Source organism: Rhodothermales bacterium (assembly GCA_034439735.1).
Classification (GTDB): Bacteria; Bacteroidota; Rhodothermia; order Rhodothermales; family JAHQVL01; genus JAWKNW01.
On the sequence record JAWXAX010000285.1, the window covers coordinates 1 to 16,182 of the forward strand.

The following is a 16,182-nucleotide window of genomic DNA, read 5'->3' on the forward strand; positions in this document are numbered from 1 at the left end:
GTGCGGGCAGCGCGGCGCCGATGCCGTCGATGCGCACAATGACGACCGTCAGATCGTCTGGCCGCCCGGTGGATCCCGAGAAGGTGGAAATGCGGCCGACGATGTGCCGCAGGATGTCCGAGGCCGTGCCGTCCGGTGTTTCGGCGACGGTAGCCAGCAGGCGTTCGCTACCGAACTGCTCGTGGAGGGCGTTGAGGGAATCGGTGCAGCCGTCGGTATAAAACGCGAGGATATCGCCCGCATGCAGGTGCAGGGTGGTCTCGTGGATGGCATCGTCGAACAGAGCGCCGGTCGCGAGGCCGAGCGCCATACCTCCCGGGCGCACAAATTCGGCCTTACGCTCGCTCATACGGCGGGCGATGACGGGGTCGTGGCCGGCGCGGACGAACGTGAAGGTGCCGTCCCGGGTGTCCAGGATCCCGTAGATCATCGAGATGAACATCCCACGGGGGGCGTTTTCGAAGAAGAGCGCATTCACGCGGCTCAGCACGGCAGCCGGCGAAAGCACCTCGCGGCAGAGCGCGCGCAGGAAGCCTTTCGTGAGCGTCATGAAAAATGCGGCCTGGATCCCTTTCCCGCTCACGTCGCCCACGACAATCGCGAGGCGGCGGTCGTCGATCCGGATGAAGTCGTAATAATCTCCCCCCACTTCCTGAGCCGGCAGGCACAACGCCGCGATGTCGACGCCCGGCATGTTGGGCATCTCGGAGGGCAGGAAGGAGGCCTGTACGCGATGGGCGGTTTCGAGCTCGCCCCGGAGCCGCTCTTGCTGGGCGATTTCCTGGAGATAGGCCGGCAGGTACAGCGTTTCGGCCGGCGCGGTGCGTCCGCTCACGAGGCCCACCAGGCCCAGGAGGAAGATGCCGCCGACAAACGCCCAGACAACCACGGCCTCGGCCAGGTCCGGCGCCCCCTCGGGCAGCCATCCAGGGGCTGTGTCCCACAACAACCCGGATACCAGCAGAGCGATGAAACACACGATAAAGTCGTACCGCCAGAACGCGCCGATCACAATCACCGCGATGGCGGCGGATACGAGCATTGTCAGGGCCTCAGGAAAAAGCGAGACAGGGCTTGGATTCAGGAGGGTGAGCAAGCCGACCATCGCGCCGAAGCTCAGGCGCATGGACGGGAGCCGGCGCGCGAGTTCTGGCCCGATGCCCAGGAGCAGCACCAGGAGCAGCAACTGCGTGGTCCATCCCCGGACACCGATGAAGAAGCCGGCGGCCGACAGGCTAAATTCACCGAGGAAGCCGGCTTCGTCCCCCTCGATCAACACGGGTGCATCGTGCAGGACCATGAGGAGGCCGACGAGGGTCCCCAGCAACACGCCGCCCACGGCCAGCCCGCGAACCAGGGCGATGCCTGTCGTTACGTTGTAATAGTTGAAGTTGCGGGTGTAGGTCAGCGCCTGCATCTTCTGCGGCCACGTCATTCGGGCAATGGAATCGGTAGCGCTCGACACGATGAAGGTGATGAAACCGCCAATCGACCCGGATAAGAGGGTTGGGAGTGCCCATACGAGGAGGAGCGACCAGCTCCATTCCTCCTCGTCGAGTAAGTCATGCCCCATCGTGAGGGCGACGATCATGGCGAGGAAGATCCCGCCCATGAGGGCGTCCTGGAGCGCTGATTTTACATCGATCAGGCGTGCACTGAGCCGGCGGAAAAACAGCACCACGACAAAGATGGCGAGTACGGAGGCGAGGATCGCCGCCACCAGGTCCAGGGTGATATTCAGCGTAAACCCCCGTTCGCGTCGGTTCGATGGGGGTCGGCCCGCTTCGTACAGGATTTCGGCACGCAGGAGGAGGCCGCCGGCCGTGATCAACATCTCGGCCTGGACGGGCAGGTTCGAGTTCGGGTCTGTTCCTGTGAACACGACCAGTGAGGAGGCGCGGTCGGGATCATAGGCGATCTCGATGGCCCGAGAACGCGTGATATACCGCGGCAGGGGCAAGGGCGGGGAGCCTTCGGCTTGGGTGTAGAGTGTGTCCACGGCGAAGCGATAGTCGCCGGGCATCAGCGTGTTCAGATGTGTCCTGGCAATCCGTATGGCTTCATTGCGTCGCAGTGGGGTCATTCGGACGAGCGCATTTCCGCTTTCGCGGGGGCCCCGTTCGCCGTCGGGTCTGAAGCCGGGGGGAGGGCCCGGCGAGCGGTTTAGTGAATCGTTGAAGCCAAAAACCATCGCACCCAGCAGGGTGGAGTCCGGCAGTCGAGCCAGCATGTCGAACAACTCGGCCGTCCGCCCGGTGTCCGGTATGGCGCGGAAGAGCACCGTTCGGTTGATCGCCTGGAAGACACGATCCGTGACGGAACTGTTAAACCACCAGACATGGCCGCTATCGTCCAAGCGCAGTTCGAACCAGTTCGTGCTTGGCGGTGGGTCGTCGTCGAGCGAAACATCGGCATCGGATTCGGTGTCGGTCGCTACCGCGGGCAGCCAGCCGCGAACGAACCAGTGGAAGGCCGGCACCCCATCGGAAGCCCGGATCGTCTCCAGCGCGGCGGAGCGCCCTTGTAGCTTCTGCAGGGTATCCAGAAACGCGGGATCCTTTCTGGGGTGGATCTCCCACTCAAGTCCTTCGCTTTCATACCCATGATCGATCAGGAACTGGGTGGCCGCCAGGCGAATCGCTTCGTTGGAGAGCGTCAGCGAGGCCGCCCCCTCCGGAACGATCCGCGGAAGCCCCAGAAAAAAGAGGACAAAGCCGGCCAGGCCCAGTGCGTACACCAGGCCGTCGGTTCGCCGGCTATGTGGGCGAGGTGCAACCATCACCCGGTGCTCAGCAACCGATAGTTCTTAATGCTCCAGATCACTTGTTCGAACGTGACCAGTAGGGCGGTGGTGATCGGCAGCGCCAACAGCATGCCGACGATGCCGTTCAACTGGGCGCCGATGAGCACGACGAACAGAATCACCAACGGGTGGGTACGGACCGCGCGCGAGAAGATAAACGGCTGGTAGAAGCTGTTATCGATGAACTGAGTGATGCTCATGGCGATGATCAGCCCGGGGACAAGGCTAAAATCCCCCGTTTGCCCCAGCGCCATCAACGTGCCGGCCGCGAAGCCGGCGATGGGTCCGAAGTATGGAATCGTGTTGGCGACGCCGGTAAAGATGCCCAGAACGAGCGGGTACTCGAGATCGGTAAATACGAGGGCGATGGAAGCCGTTATCGATACGACGACGATCTGGATGAGCAGGCCACTGATGTACCGCCCGATGCGTGACTGCACTTTTTCGATCAGACCGAGGCCGATCTCGAAGAATCGATTGGGGACGTAGTGCATGAGGCGCCGGCGCAGGAGCAGGGCGTCCTTCAGCAGGAAAAAGGCCACGATCGGCACGATCAACACGGCGAACAGGAGATTGGTGAACAGGTCCACCATGTAGGTGATGACCGTGGCCAGGCCCGCCTCGGCGAACAGTTGTTGCGCAACTCGCGCAAAGCCGGCGTGGACGGTGCCCTCCGGGACGATCGGGAGGAACCTCCGGATCGATACTTCGATGGCCGTCGCCCACTCGGCCACGGTGTCCGCCGTAATCCGTTGTGTCAGCTCGCCCAGTTGACTGCCCATCAAGGGTACGAGCCATGTCAGCAGCAAGCTGAGGCCGGAGAACACCAGCAGGAAGCTCAGTAGGATGGCGAAGGTGCGGTGGATGCCGACATGCTGGATGCGATCGACGAGCGGGCTCGTCATGAAGGCGACGAGCATGCCGATCAGAAGATAAAAAATGATGCCCGAGAACGTCCACACGAGGAGCACTACACTGGCCAATGCGAAGCTCCACAGGACGGTGCGGAAGATCCGATCCGGCGTGATGGTGGCCCGGTTTCGCCACCTGAGCGGCAGCGACACCCGCTCGGACGATCCGTCGGGCGTGGGAAACGATTCCTGTGGATCTGGACCGTTATCGGCTAACATAGGGTGCATCAGACGGTGTACAGCACGTGGCGCCGGCGTCCAACCGTCGTTGAAACGGCCTACGCGCGACATCGAACCCTCTCGGAACCCTAACTGATCCCACCGGCGAGGCCGGGTTGCCGCGCTATGCGTCGCGCTCTTCGCGGAGCGCCGCCTCTACGGCGTGTTGAATCGTATCGAAATCAAAGCCACGCCGCAAGAGAAAGTCGCTCAGTTTTTTTCGACGCTTCCGGGCGTCGATCTCGCCGCGCAATTTGGGGAGCCGGATCCGGGCCTGTCGCAGCGCCTGCTCCGCCGGCGAATCCGACGCCTCGATTGGGGCGAGTGCCTGGTCGATAAGGGTGCGGTCGATGCCGCGGCGCTGCAGTTCCCGACGGATGCGCGTGGGCCCGTACCCTTTGGCCCGAACCCGGCTTTCGACATACCGCAGCGCGTAATCGGCATCGTCCAGATACCCCAGCGTGCGTAGCCGATCCACGGCCTGTTCGGCGACATCCAGGGCAAACCCCCGCTGCCGCAGGGCATCGCGCACTTCGAATACCGTGCGGGCCCTGTGCGCGAGGTAGGCCACGGAGAATCGTCGGGCGCGGAGCCGGGCATCGGCGAGGACGATTGCTTCGGCGGTCTCCTGGTCGATGACGCGGCCGGCGAACAGTGGGAATTCGAGCAAGACATCCACCTCAATGCCAAAGGCAAACTCGCCGTCGAGATAGACAGAAACGCGGGTGGCGTTTTTCTTTTGCGGCTCGATGGCGGTCACCGTGCCGGCGCGAAGCGCACGATCCATCTCTGGCCGCTCGTCCGGCGCGGGGTGATCTGAGGCCCGGAGGCTCATGGCCGCTCGTTGACGTTTACAGTGACGTCTACAGTGACGTCCACAGTGACGTTTACGGTGAGGCTGTCGATCGAAATACCGGCGAAGATGCCGGAGGCGCCTTCGATGTTCGACGCAGGCTCGCGGCGCTGCGGCGCGTCGCGCGTGGCGGCGAACCGGGCATAATCTTCAAAGGAGCGGACGAGGTACACCGTCAGCGCGTGCGGAGGAAAAGGCGTCGTTAGGGAATCCACGGGGATCCCATAGACGCCGGTCCATCGATGGCCTCCGTCTGCAAGCCGCGTCATTTCATCTTCCAGCCGGATCTCGTTGGGCTGCAGGAAAAAATCGATGACCGTGGACGAAAACGCGATCTTCGGACGGAGCTGAGTTTCGATCCAATACGCGCTATCCGCTATGCCCTCGGCGCGCCACCAGAGGGACACCTCGACGGGGTACAGGAACCCTTTCTGCGCGCCGACGCCCAGCGTGTCGAGGCGGAGGGAGTCGATCAGGATCGCATCGACCGGCTCATTGGGGATGTGGATGGACAGGCTGTCGAGCCGGATCCCGGGCGGAGTGGAGCCGGTAGCGGAAGCCGCGAGATCTCGCCAGGTAGCCTCGAGGCGAAAGCGCGTGTAGGCTTCGATGGGGACGAGTTCGTCGGTGACCGGCGTGTAGCGCCCAGGCGTGTCGGTCGGGGCGTAGGAGATCCGGCGGCCGTCGAGATGCAGCGTTATCTCCGCGTCGTCGACGGCGTAGGCGTCGTCGTCGATGGGGTCGGTGAGGGGTTGGCCGCGCTGGACAAGGATGGGAGGCAGCGGCCGGCCGGTCTGCAGGTACCCTTCGATCACGAGCACCTGATCGTCCACCGGCGCGACGGTATCGCAGCCGGCGACGACGGCCATCAGGAGGATGAGGGCGACGAGGCGGTGAAGGGGGCGAGCGACAACGGGGGTGTCCGGCATCACAATTCCATCTCCAGTTCGAACAGCGGAAGGATGGGCAGCCCGCGCAAGTCGCGCGGCTTTACGATCGGCTGCGCCGGGTCGTACAGCCGGTCGATCACATTCCGCCGGTTGGTGAGATTGACGACATGCACCTGCGCCCGCCACCGGGCGCCGATCAGTGTGAATCGGTTGCTGATCGTGAGGTCGAAGCGGACGTATGGAGGCAGTCGGCCGTTATTGATTTCGGGTCGGGATAGGTAGCGTGTAGGCGGCTCGCCGGTGGGGCCGGCGAGGCTGTAACGGGCGACGGGCACGGTAAAGGGGTACCCGCTCCGGGCGGTAGTCGAGAGGGTGATGTTCCAGGTGGTAAAGAACCGGGTGATGGTGGAACGAAAGAGCCTCGGCGCGTCATAGTCCGTGGGGCGAAAGCCGGTCGTGGCCGGGTCCGAGGGGCGGACGAGCGCGCGGCTGCCGGCGTAGTTGATCCACAGCAGCCAGGGCCCGCGCCGTACCTGCGCGGTGTACTCCATCCCGTAGCCCTCGCTTTCGCCACTGGTATATTGCGCCAGCAACGAACCGAGCCCGATGCCCGGGCCGATCAACTCATCTTTGGTCTGGAAGGCGTCGGAGGGGATGAGCACGCGGTCCGCGCGGCGGAAATACGTTTCGGCGGAGAGGGTGAGCCAGGGCAAGGGCCGGCTTTCCCCTTCGAGGGACGTCTGGAAGCCGGTCGAGGGCCGGACGGACCGCGACGTGGGGATCCACCGGCTCGATACGAGATCGTACACGAGCGAGTACCGGTCGCGCAGGCGCTGGATAAACTGCACCTGTTGGCCGGCGGCGGCGCGGACGATCATCCAGCGTGGGTCGGCTATATATTCGACATTCACTTGAGGGCTGGTGTAGACCTGAGGCCGACTGCTGAAGCGGCTCAGGCGTACGCCGGGGCGGATGGTGAGCCGTTGGCCGGCGCGCCAGGTGTCCTCGACATAGGCCGCCATTTCCATTGCGTTGAGATGGCTGGTATCCGCAGTGATGTCTATGGTGGTGGGCGTGCGTTGCACCCGTGCGTCGATCTGGCTGTCGAACGCGTGTTCGATGGCCTGAAAGCCGAATTGAAAGTGATGCGCGTCGTTGGCGAAAAAGTCGCCGTCGAGCTTGATGCCGAGATCGCGGACGCGGACATGGTAATAGGAGTCTACGATGGCGCTGCTGGTGGGCCGGATGAGGGCGCCTTCGGTGGCGTTGTAGCTGGTCCGGTAGGCGGTCGAGGTGAGCAGCATCCGCCGCGAGATGACATAGGTGTGTTGCAGCGAGAAGAGCCTGTTGCCCCAGGAGTGGTCCAGTTCAAAGTACAGGTCGGCGGGGCGAAGCCAGGAGGAGAAGTCGAGGGAGACATCAAACGGCAACCGGAGGTCGAGCACGTCGCTACCGGCATAATACGTGAGCGAGAGGCGGTGCTCGTTGCCTGGTTTGTAGGCGAGTTTGGCGGTGAGATCCGAGAAATAGTAGCCTGTCCGGAGCGTGTCTCGGACGCCGCTGCGGTCCTCCACCGGATGCTCGCGTCCGATGAGCTTATCCAGGTACGAGCGTCGTCCGGAGATCATGAACGAGCTGCGGCGGGTGAGGGGGCTTTCGAATAGGAAGCGGCCGCTAAGGGCGCTCAGGGCGACCCGTGCCTGCGGTTTCGTCCGACTGCCGTCTTTGAGTCGGGCATCGAGGACGGAGGAGAGCCGGCCGCCGTGTTGTGCGGGGAACGAGCCGCGGTAGAGTTTGATGTCTTTGAACGTGTCCGATTGGAAGGTGGAGACCAGGTTAAACGCGTGCCAGGGATGGTAGACGGGCGCCCCGTCCAGCAGGTAGAGGTTCTGGTCGGTCGATCCGCCGCGGACGAGTAGTCCGTTGTTGATGCCACCCTCTTTGCGGACCCCGGGCGTCCACTGCAGGGTGTTGAAGAGGTCGTTTTCACCGTTAAACGCCGGCATCGCTTCGATATCCTGGATCGAGATGGCGAGCACACCGGGGATGGGGAGTTTACGGCGAGAGGACGGGGATAGGTCCTCGACGGTGAGGCCGTCCGTTTCGAGGGCGACGGGCTGAAGGCGCAGCACCGCCGGCCGGGCGGTGGTGGCCAGCGTGGTGTCGACGGGCTGGTACCCGAGATACGAGATACGCACCCGATGTGCTCCGCGGGTCAACCGGGCGAGCGTGAACGACCCATCCGGCCGCGAGGTGACGCCGCGTTGTTCGCTGACCAGGTAGATATGCGCACCCGAGAGCGAAACGCCCGTTTCACCATCCACGATGCGGCCGGCGAGCTGGCTGTTCTGCCGCACCAACCCGGCGGCTACCACGCCATTGCCGGGTTCGACGACGGGCGCCAGGATGTACTGCTTGGCGTGTAGGGCAATGGATCGGACATCGGTATCCGCCAGGACGCACCGCAGCGCATCTTCAAATGAGTCGCCCTCATAGAGGCATGTCGCCTCGTTTTCCTCGATGAGGCGTACGGAATACACGAAGTCGACCCCGCTTTTCAGGCTCAGATAGTCGAGCGCATCGCGTAACGGAGCCTGGGAAAGGTCGATGCTAATGGCTTGCGCCAGAACATAGTCGGGCCGCGCCATCCCTACGGATGCGACAAGGAAAGCCAGAGTTAGAGGGAAGAATCGACGCAAGGAGCCCGACCGGTCGAGGGTTGGAATACCCTGAGATACCACCCAGAGGTCGACGGGTTCTAGCGCGATCGTGTTTCAAGCCCTCCAATACCGCGAGCGGTCGGATGCGCCGGGTGTGCGGTCGATGCGCGGTGGCGGACCGTCGAACGTAGGGGAAGACGGAGCGAGCAGGCGGTAGGTTACAGAGGAGAACGGCTTATGGGAGGATGTTTTCGGGTGCGCCGAGGTGGATGGCCTGGTCGTTGCGCACCGCACGGGTATTAAAAGCGATGGCGATCAGGTTGACGGCCTGATCGATTGAGAGGCTGTCTGGAGCGAGCGTGGCGGTGAACCGTTCATTCTCGAGCGCCGGCTCGATCGTGACTGTCTCGCCGTAGGTCTGGCTGAGGTGCCGGGCTACCTCCCGTAGCGGCGTTTCGTGGAACACCAGGTAGCCCGACCAGCTCAGGGTGCGGGCCATGTCCGAGACGGCGGCCGGCGGCGTCGGCCGCCGCAACCCTCGGATCCGGCTCGTCTGGCCGGGGGAAAGGGTGACCGGGGGATGATTCCACCGCCGGGACGCAACTGAAACCTGACCGCTAGCGAGGATGACCTGCGTCTGGGCGAGGCTGGCCTGGATGCTGAAGCTGGTGCCAATCGCGCTTGTTCGGGCCGTGGGAGTTTCCACCATAAACGCCTCATCGCCGGGAATGACGTGGAAAAACGCCTGCCCCCGCAATGTTACGGCCCGAGTCGCACTGGCAGATCGCTCCGACTTGCGGTAGCTGAGGCGGGAAGGGCCGAGGAGGCGGATGGTCGATCCATCGGCAAAAATCACGTCCTCGGTCTGCCCGTAGTCCGTGTGCACAACTACCAGATGCTCGCTGCGCCAGGCGAGGACGGAAACCGAAACGGCGGTTACAAGCAGGAAAACGCCGGCGACAACCCGTTTTCTCCAGGTAGACCTGTTTTGGGCGCGCCGGTTTGGAGACCGGTCGCGCCGCGCGCCCGGCGTCTCCGCCGGCGCTTCATCCCACAACCGGCTGAATTCCCGGCTTGCCGCTCGGATTTGATCGGACACATCCCGCAACGCGGGGTGGGCGGCAAAGGCCGCATCGAGGGCGTCACGCGTTTCCTCCAGCCAGGTGGCCTCTTCGTCGCTCAGTGTGACGCCTTCGGCATCAAGTGCATAAAGCACCAGCATCGTGCGATCCGGCATGACGCGGTGCAGGTTATTTCGCGCCTCCGCCTGAAGCGTTTGCCAGCGCACCAGTATTTCGCCCAGTTCAGGACTGGTCTCCAGTTGCCTGCGTAACGACGCCTGTTCCTCAGGGGTCAATTCATCGTAACTCAGGATAGCTTCGTAAGCGTCGCGCATGAAAAAGAGGGACGCAGGCTGGTGCTCTGGTCGGCAATGGTACGGACGAACGCGGATCGATTCGATATGCTACGGTAGCCGCTCGCTTCCCCCGGGAAGTAACACGTCGGGGGCAATTAAAACGGGAAATGCCGTACCTCTTCCGGAATAGGAGTCCACAACGCTTGGGCCAGCATCCGGGCGCCGAGGGCATGCCGCCCCCGGTCAGCGCCCCAACTAAGCACCCGGCGCGTATCAAACGGGAGGGTTGCCTACAGATTTTGAGGCGCAGCGGGGCTGGCGTGCTTCTCCTGGCGCGGCACGACCGGCCCCATCATCACAATCCGTTCCTCGAGGGCCGGCGTATAGCCTTCGTGGCCATCCAGGTTGCGCGGATAAGGCGGCATTTTCGCACGCGATCTGCGACGGAGTTGCAGCACGGCGATGGTGCGGGCGTCCACCTGCAGGGCGCGGGTCTGTGCCGCCGGGGCTGGCGCGACCTGGTGTGTCGAGTCCCTGGCACTGCGGTTTTCGCCGGCCGGAAAGCCCGCTACAAGCCCGAAGGATAGGTAAAGAATGGCAAGGGAGAACATGGAGACACCGTTCTGTATGCCTCTGGTACATGCGATGGGCACATTGGTTTTCCTGAAGGTCGTACTCGATTGCGAAACAATGTAACGCAGGTAAGGTCGGCCGCGTCGATGACTCGACGCGGCCGACCTTGTTACGCTCGCTGCCCGGTGCGCCTTATGGCTGAATTAAAGGCAGGCTATGCTGCGGTCCTCAGAGATTGCGTGGCTCGTTTTCGCCATGGGAGTCGCCGCCGTTACCGCCGGTGCCGCCCGTGGCCTGGACGTCGGAGGGCTCGGGCCCGGTGAGGGAGGCGGCGTTGCAGCCGGCGAGGAAGGTGGCGCCAGCGAGGCTGACGATGACGAGGAAGGAGCGGAGGGAGAGGGTGATGGATTTCATAGCGATGTCTGTGTGATAATGTCGTGTGGTAAAGGGAAAATGGAAGGTGTGAGAACCGTGAGTTTGACTACAGATTGCGTGGCTCGTTTTCGCCATGGGAGTCGCCGCCGTTACCGCCGGTGCCGCCCGTGGCCTGGACGTCGGAGGGCTCGGGTCCGGTGAGGGAGGCGGCATTGCAGCCGGCGAGGAGGGTGGCGCCGGCGAGGCTGGCGATGACGAGGAAGGAGCGGAGGGAGCGTGTGGTTGTGTTCATGGAGTTTACCATTTCTGGGTTGGTGATGGACAGGCCCGACTGGAGCGAACCGGCCGGATTATTAGCGTAAAAGGGAGGGCAGTTCGTGGCTGCGTTTTGAGGGTAGACGTAGCCAATTCGTGTATCCACGGAGCTGTTGTCGACGGGAAGAGGGGGTGTAGGCGCACCATGCGGTTACGTCAAGTTTGTGAGCAACGTGCGACAGGGCGGCCCAGGGGTCGCCTTGTCTGCAATGGTGGGGAAGGGCCGAAATCATGCCTTTACCCTCGCGGCCGGCGACGCGGTAGGAGGAGCGCGCCAGCCGGCGGTTTTAAAACACGATTTCTAATGATGGCGAGGAGTCCCGGCTGAGCCGTGAAAACCATCCTCCTCGGCAGTGCAGAGCGGGTGTACCCGGGCAAAATCGAGATGAGCTCTTTGCAGCGGGTGTTCGATGGGACGACAGTAGGGCAATACCGAGCACCTGCCGGTCGCGTTGCGCCAACTACCTTATTCACGATGCGGATCCGATTCCGCGTGGCCGTTTTCTAGATGATTTCCAGGTAGTTCCTAGACCGTATTCTAGAGCGTTCACACGGAGGATCGGTTAGCCCGAATCGGGGATAGATCGAGGTGATGCCTGAGGGAGGATCGCCTGATCGGGACAGGTCGCGCACTTCACCTTCCGGGACGAGAGGGATCGTACTCGGTTGGTGATGGGTCTGGATAATTGAATACTTAAAATAAGATTCAGCAAAAGTCAGAATCGCCACATATCTGTGAAGATCTCGAAACAGATTTCTGGGCAGTTGTGCCCTAGCTTGCATAATTTTCCGCGGGGCGACGGATGTTTTTTTCTCCTACCTGGCCGATCGGCCGACTTCTGACGCTGGCGCTCTTCGTTGCGTCTGGTAGCCCTGAGGCGTAGTTTATGCGTCCAAACGGGCGAGGGGGGAACCCCCCCGTGTGGTGCGCCGATGTCTTGTGGCGTGCCGTTAACGAGTGAATCTAGCTTCTCATCGCGCTCCTTGCCTCCTTCCGCCTTTTCGATGAAGCCTGTAAACGCATGTATGGTGTGGCTCGGTGCGTTGGTTCTGGTCCAGTCGGCGCTGGTTCAGACGGCACTGGGCCAGTCCGAGCTTTTTCACGAACAGGTCGGGTACGCGTACGATTTGCAGCGCTTCACGCCGGCCGAGTACGCCGGCCATGCGCAGAACCTGGCCACGGTGCAAGATCGACGCGGTATCGTCTATGTCGCCAACCGCTCGGGTCTTCTCGAATACGATAGCGCCACGTGGCGGCGCCTCCGCATGCCCAACGGGGAGGGCGCCTTTTCGCTCGCGCTGTCGGATAGCGGCGTCGTCTATGTAGGTGGGAAAGGGGAGATCGGGTATCTCGCCCCTGATTCTGTCGGGGTCATGCGGGTCGTCTCCTTGATGGACCAGGTGCCGGAGGACAAGCGCAACTTCCTCTATGTCTGGGGTGTGCACGAGACGTCCAGGGGGGTGTACTTCCACACCGGCAACCGCATTCTCCGCTGGGATGGCCGGGCCTTTTTGACCTGGGAATCGGAGCGTCGGCTGCATACGGCGTTCGCCGTGCACGATCGGTATTTCATCAGGACGGATTCGATCGGGATTCAGGAGATCGTCGGCGATGAATTACAAACCGTGTCCGGCAGCGAGGTGTTCGCCACGAAGCGCGTGGTGGCCATGGTGCCCGACGGCCCCGTGGGCGTGCTGGTCGCCGCACAGTCCGGCTTAGACGGCCCGCTTGAACTTTACCGGATGGTGGAGGAGGAGCTCATTCGCATCGAGGTGGATGCGCACTTCGAGGACGCCGGTGCCACCTTTTACAACGGCGTGGCGCTTCCGGGCGGTTTTGTGGCGCTAAGCACGTTGAATGCCGGTGTGTACATCATCCGGAGTGACGGATCGATCGTGCAGGTGCTCAATCACGACTACGGGGTCCCGCTCGATGGCAACGCCATGTCCCTCGACGCCAATGGTGGACTCTGGATCGCGCATAACAGCAATGGGATCACGCGGCTTAATGCCCCGGTCGCGATGACGGCCTTTGGGGAGGCACACGGCCTGAAGACGATGCACGACATGGTGCGGTTCGGCGACCGCTTCTATGTGGCCACGGGCGCCGGCATTTTTCGGCTCAAAGAGCGGGAGCTCGACCGCAAGGCGGTCTTTAATCCCAACGCCTTCGAGCCGATGAACCCCGATGCGCTCACGGCCTGGTCGCTGGCTATCTTTCAGGGCGAGCTGTTCGCCGGCACCGAGTGGGGCGTGATGCGTCTGGTAAACGATGATTTTTCACTCATCTCCCTGGATAAACCCATCAAAAACGTTCGACGGGTAGTGCCCTCGGCGCGGTACGCGGATCGCCTGTATGTTGGCACCAACCAGGGTATCGTCCGGCTCGAGAAACGCGGGGCTGCGTGGCGCGTGGCTCCGGTCGCTGCTTCGATCGTGGACCCCGTCCACTCGCTGGTCGAAGAAGCAGATGGGACGCTCTGGGCCGCCACGCGCGGCAACGAGGGTTGGGGGCTCTGGCGCATCGCGTTTGATGGGTCCGAAGATACGGCCGGCGACGTGCGCCAACTAGCCTCGGAAGACATTCCGTGGGAAGGGGAGGTGGTGCTCGCCGCCGTGGAAGGCGCCATGCGTTTTCTGCCGCGCAGGGGCCTCTACAGACACGAACCCGGGCCGGACGGCGCCGATCGCTTCGTGCCGGACGTCCAGCTGGCGGACCCCTCCATGGCAAACGACTCGCTTGTTACGCTGGCTGAAATCGGCGACATGGTGTGGTTGGTTTACCAGGATCGCCTGGTCTACGCACAGAAAACCGCCGGTGGCACCTACGCGCGACGCACCTTCGAACATATCGAGATGCCACGCTGGGAATCTACGGTGTCTATCTACCGGGATGAGCACAACACGTTGTGGATCTCGTGCGGTCAGAACCTGTACCGGTATGTGGATCGCCTGGATACCGGCGTGGACCGAACGGTCTATTTTAATCCGATGATTCGGGGGGTGACCGTGGCCGCCACCGATTCGATGTTGACCAGCCGGACCGACACAGGCGTGTCCGGTCTGCCGGATTTGATCGTCGGCAGCCGTACGAACGATCTGACATTCGATTATGTCCTCCCTGAATACTCGGCGCCCGGGAATGTCCTCTACAAGGTGAAGCTGGAAAACTTCGATAGTCGGTGGTCCGACTGGACGCCTGACACTCGCTCGACCTATCGTAATTTGCCGGCCGGAGACTATCGCTTCCTGGTACAGGCCCAGACCCGTTCTCACCTCTACACCCGCGAGTCCGCCATTGCCCTGCGGATTCTCCCCACGTGGTCCTGGAATATCTGGGCGTGGATGTTATACGCCATCATCCTGGTCACCCCGGTCGTTCAGTTCGTGCGGCACCGCCGCGCACGTCAGCAGTTAAAGGAGTTGGAGCGCGAACGCATCGTCATCCAGCGGCTCAACGAGGCAAATACGCAGCTCCGCGCCGCCAACGAGACCTTGCGGCAGGCCAATGTATTAAAAGACGAGTTCCTCGCGAACGCCTCGCATGAGTTGCGCACCCCGCTCACGGCCATCCTGGGCTTTACCGACGTATTGAAGGAGGAAATGCCCGATGGGCCGCTCGAATATCTGGAGTTGATCGACGAAAACGGGAAACGGTTGCTCCGAACGATCAACTCGCTGCTCGATCTGACAAAACTCCGGGCGGGGATGTTGGAGGTGCGGTTGGAGCGGCTCGACGTATGCGAGAAATCGGAGGAAATTGTGGATATGATGTCCCAGCTGGCAAAGAATAAAGGGATCCGGATGTATGTTGATCGCCCGGATACGCCGATATACGCCATGCTGGACACGCATTGTTTTGAACGGATCCTGTACAACCTGGTAGGTAACGCGATCAAGTTTACCGAGCGCGGGGAAGTAGAGATCTCGATCGAGCAGGGCGTCGCCGGCGAAGCGATCGTCCACGTTCGGGATACCGGAGTGGGCATATCCGAGGCCTTTATGCCCCATCTGTTCAGCGAGTTCAAACAGGAGCCGCGGGAGGAAGGCCAGCCCGAAGGGAGCGGACTGGGTCTGGCGATTACGGCTCAGCTGGTCGAGTTGATGGGCGGAGCCCTTCACGTGCACAGTGTCCGCGGCGCCGGCAGTACCTTCACGATCATTTTACCCGTTGCCGGCGCACTCGGCGACCCGCGGCCGGCGGGGGCATCGACTACCCCTCATCCACCCTCTTAACGGCATTCCATGCGTCCTTTCTGGCGGCTCTTTCGGGCTATCGTTTCAACCACGGCGCATTGCCTGCATCTGATCGCCACGCTGCCCGGTAAACCGCCGGCTGAGCGCGCCCGGTATCGGGCGCTCAAACAACAGGTAGGCTGCCGCGCCATCTGTCGGGCATTACACACCGAGGTGCGCCTTATCGGGGATCCGCCCACCCGGCAGGGGATGCTGGCCGTCTGTAATCATGTGGGGTTGCTCGATACCGTCGCCATCGCGTCCGTATTGCCGGTCACGTTTGTGTCGAAAGCCGAAGTCGAGCACTGGCCCTATATTGGCTGGGTTACCCGGCTTGTTGGCGTTATCTTTGTGGAGCGAGAGCGGAAGATGCAAACCGGTTTGCTCGTTGAACGCGTGCAGAACCGACTCACCGATCACGTAGACGTACTTGTTTTTCCCGAAGGCACCACCGGCTACAACGAGGGGGTCCGCCCCTTTAAAACGGGCTCGTTTGCCGCCGTAGCCGGGTTGGAGGACGCGGCCGTGTTGCCGCTCTGCCTCAAGGGTGTGTCCGTCAACGGCCGTTCGGAGCCGGCATTCCTGCGCCAGGTATTGACTTGGACGGGGGAGACCACGATGTTCAAACACGCGAGGCAACTTCTAAAGGCTCGGCGCATAGTTATCGAACTCCATATAGGTACGCCGATCGACACCCGCGATCGCGATCGGAAAGAGCTCGCGCAGCTTGCGCAAGAGGCTGTCGAGGCGCTGGGCGGATGGCGTGTTGAGGCCGGCCCCCCGGGATGACCGGTCTCGTGCGCCGGCGCGCCCGGTCCGTCTGAGGCGGATCACCACTTCGTTATCTATATTTCCCGGAATACGCATGGCCGACGACAAAAAAACAAACGGCATACACCTGCTCGCGGGCATCGGCCTGGTGCTGGTGGGGCTGCTTGCCGGCATTCTCATCATGCTGTTCGCCATCCAGGCGCAGACGCGGCAGGCCGA

11 protein-coding genes are annotated in these 16,182 nt (G+C 62.5%); 2 read left to right on the forward strand and 9 right to left on the reverse strand.

From position 1 onward, the window contains the following. From SH809_19755 to SH809_19795, 9 genes are all read right to left on the reverse strand, one after another. On the reverse strand, positions 1-2,779 hold a 2,779-nt coding region (locus SH809_19755; protein MDZ4701955.1), incomplete at its 3' end, for a PP2C family protein-serine/threonine phosphatase. Further along, entirely contained in the window at positions 2,779-3,933 is a 1,155-nt protein-coding gene (locus SH809_19760; protein MDZ4701956.1) for an AI-2E family transporter, read from the reverse strand. The genes SH809_19755 and SH809_19760, both read right to left, overlap by 1 nt. A gap of 124 nt (positions 3,934-4,057) precedes the next feature. Then, a complete protein-coding gene (locus SH809_19765) occupies positions 4,058-4,768 on the reverse strand; it encodes a RecX family transcriptional regulator (protein MDZ4701957.1) in 711 nt (236 codons plus the stop codon). Continuing rightward, complete coding sequence (locus SH809_19770) at positions 4,765-5,715, reverse strand: hypothetical protein (GenBank protein MDZ4701958.1); 951 nt, start codon at positions 5,713-5,715, stop codon at positions 4,765-4,767. The genes SH809_19765 and SH809_19770 overlap by 4 nt, the downstream gene beginning before the upstream one ends. Further along, positions 5,715-8,375 carry a TonB-dependent receptor gene (locus tag SH809_19775; protein ID MDZ4701959.1) on the reverse strand — a complete coding sequence of 887 codons (2,661 nt, stop codon included), beginning with the start codon at positions 8,373-8,375 and terminating at the stop codon, positions 5,715-5,717. The genes SH809_19770 and SH809_19775 overlap by 1 nt, the downstream gene beginning before the upstream one ends. A 196-nt stretch (positions 8,376-8,571) precedes the next feature. Further along, entirely contained in the window at positions 8,572-9,732 is a 1,161-nt protein-coding gene (locus tag SH809_19780) for a FecR domain-containing protein (protein MDZ4701960.1), read from the reverse strand. Between the two features lie 251 nt (positions 9,733-9,983). Further along, positions 9,984-10,304 carry a hypothetical protein gene (locus tag SH809_19785; protein MDZ4701961.1) on the reverse strand — a complete coding sequence of 107 codons (321 nt, stop codon included), beginning with the start codon at positions 10,302-10,304 and terminating at the stop codon, positions 9,984-9,986. A 190-nt stretch (positions 10,305-10,494) separates the two neighbouring features. Beyond that, entirely contained in the window at positions 10,495-10,680 is a 186-nt protein-coding gene (locus tag SH809_19790; GenBank protein MDZ4701962.1) for a hypothetical protein, read from the reverse strand. Positions 10,681-10,747: 67 nt separating this feature from the next. Continuing rightward, complete coding sequence (locus SH809_19795; GenBank protein ID MDZ4701963.1) at positions 10,748-10,933, reverse strand: hypothetical protein; 186 nt, start codon at positions 10,931-10,933, stop codon at positions 10,748-10,750. A gap of 1,028 nt (positions 10,934-11,961) precedes the next feature. Between SH809_19795 and SH809_19800 the strand changes: the two genes are divergently transcribed. Together SH809_19800 and SH809_19805 are read left to right on the forward strand one after the other, a co-directional pair. Continuing rightward, entirely contained in the window at positions 11,962-15,192 is a 3,231-nt protein-coding gene (locus tag SH809_19800) for an ATP-binding protein (protein MDZ4701964.1), read from the forward strand. A 9-nt stretch (positions 15,193-15,201) separates the two neighbouring features. Continuing rightward, positions 15,202-15,981, forward strand: coding sequence for a lysophospholipid acyltransferase family protein (locus SH809_19805; protein MDZ4701965.1), 780 nt, complete (start codon positions 15,202-15,204; stop codon positions 15,979-15,981). Positions 15,982-16,182 lie beyond the last annotated feature (201 nt).

Coding starts and splice junctions, on each gene's coding strand:
- SH809_19780 (MDZ4701960.1), bottom strand. CDS start 9,732: ATGCGCGACGCTTACGAAGCTATCCTGAGTTACGATGAATTGACCCCT.
- SH809_19805 (MDZ4701965.1), top strand. CDS start 15,202: ATGCGTCCTTTCTGGCGGCTCTTTCGGGCTATCGTTTCAACCACGGCG.
- SH809_19800 (MDZ4701964.1), top strand. CDS start 11,962: ATGAAGCCTGTAAACGCATGTATGGTGTGGCTCGGTGCGTTGGTTCTG.
- SH809_19795 (MDZ4701963.1), bottom strand. CDS start 10,933: ATGAACACAACCACACGCTCCCTCCGCTCCTTCCTCGTCATCGCCAGC.
- SH809_19770 (MDZ4701958.1), bottom strand. CDS start 5,715: ATGCCGGACACCCCCGTTGTCGCTCGCCCCCTTCACCGCCTCGTCGCC.
- SH809_19790 (MDZ4701962.1), bottom strand. CDS start 10,680: ATGAAATCCATCACCCTCTCCCTCCGCTCCTTCCTCGTCATCGTCAGC.
- SH809_19760 (MDZ4701956.1), bottom strand. CDS start 3,933: ATGTTAGCCGATAACGGTCCAGATCCACAGGAATCGTTTCCCACGCCC.
- SH809_19765 (MDZ4701957.1), bottom strand. CDS start 4,768: ATGAGCCTCCGGGCCTCAGATCACCCCGCGCCGGACGAGCGGCCAGAG.
- SH809_19785 (MDZ4701961.1), bottom strand. CDS start 10,304: ATGTTCTCCCTTGCCATTCTTTACCTATCCTTCGGGCTTGTAGCGGGC.